The 1,263-nt window shown below is 68.6% G+C and carries 1 protein-coding gene; it reads left to right on the top strand.

Annotation, left to right across the window (positions count from 1 at the left end; genetic code table 11):
- Nucleotides 1-1,263 (top strand): toxin TcdB middle/C-terminal domain-containing protein (locus tag ACYVG8_RS09515; protein ID WP_460745627.1); only part of this gene is annotated, 1,263 nt, incomplete at both ends.

The raw sequence follows: 1,263 nt of genomic DNA, 5'->3' as shown, positions 1-1,263 counted from the left end.
CCGCGATGCGGTGCAGGGGCACGCCGATACCCGCCGCTATGCCTATCAGGGCGGGGTGTATGACCCGACCGAGCGCACATTCAACGGCTTTCGGCGCGTCGACCGCAGCGACCAGGGCGATGCGTACGACGGCTACGGCCAGCCGCTGGTCGAACCGGCGCTGACCCGCTCGTGGTTCCACACCGGTCAGCCGGACGATGCGACCCAAAAAGCGGACTACTACGCTGGCGATGCCCAGGCCTACACGCTGGGTGACACCCGCGTCACCAGCTGGGATGGCACGACCGACAGTGTGCCGGAGCAAACCGACCCGCTCTGGCATCAGGCGCTGAAGGGGAAACTGCTGCACGAGGAGGTCTATCCGGCCGATGTCAGCGATGCCGTGCCGCGGCGGGTCCGTTCCTCGCGCTGGCAGCTGCGCGTTCTGCAAACGGCAACGGCGGGTGCCGACGCGGTGGTCTCCCCGCTGCTGCTGGAAACACTGAACGCCGACTACGACGACAGCGGCCTCGATCCGCGCTTCAGCCAGTCGGTGGTATTGAGCCGCGACGGCGACGGCAACATCACCCACCAGGTCCGGGCCCACTACCCGCGCCGGGCACAGGACCCGGCCTTCAGCGATCCGCTGCTGACGCCCGGGCAGCTGGCGGCGACCTACGACGACAGCCAGCAACGGCTGCGACTGCAGGAAGAGACACCGGGCTGGACCCGGGTGGTCGACGACAGCAACTGGCGGCTGGGCCTGCCGACGCAGCAGATCGAACAGGCACTGGACTACCCGGCCAGCAGCGCCGGCAGCGGACTGAGCTTCGAGATCCTGTCCGCCCCGGACGGACTGCTGAGCCCCGATGCGCCGCGCACGCTGACCGGCTGGCGCACGCAAAGCTATCTGAACGCCAGCAGCGTGCTGCTGGCGATCGGCCGGGTCACCGGCCAGCAACACGCCGTGCTCGACGACAGCACCGCCCACAGCACCTACGACCCGGTGCTCGGCAGCGACCAGGTTGCCACGCAACTGCAGGCGGCCGGTTATGTATTGCAGACGTTGAACAAGCTCAACTACTGGGTGGCCCAGCGGCAGAGCGCCAGCTACGCCGATGGCAGCGGCTTCTACCGGCTGCAGACACTGCAGGCCAGTGCGCGCACCGGGGCCAGTACCCTGAGCTGGGACGCAGCCGGCTGCTGGCTGACCGGCCTGACCGATGCACTGGGCAAGCAGACCACACTCGCTTACGACGCCCGCTTCTGGCGTCCGGCACGCCT

This window comes from Microvirgula curvata (genome assembly GCF_054781615.1).
This window is presented reverse-complemented; position numbering and strand designations above follow the sequence as displayed.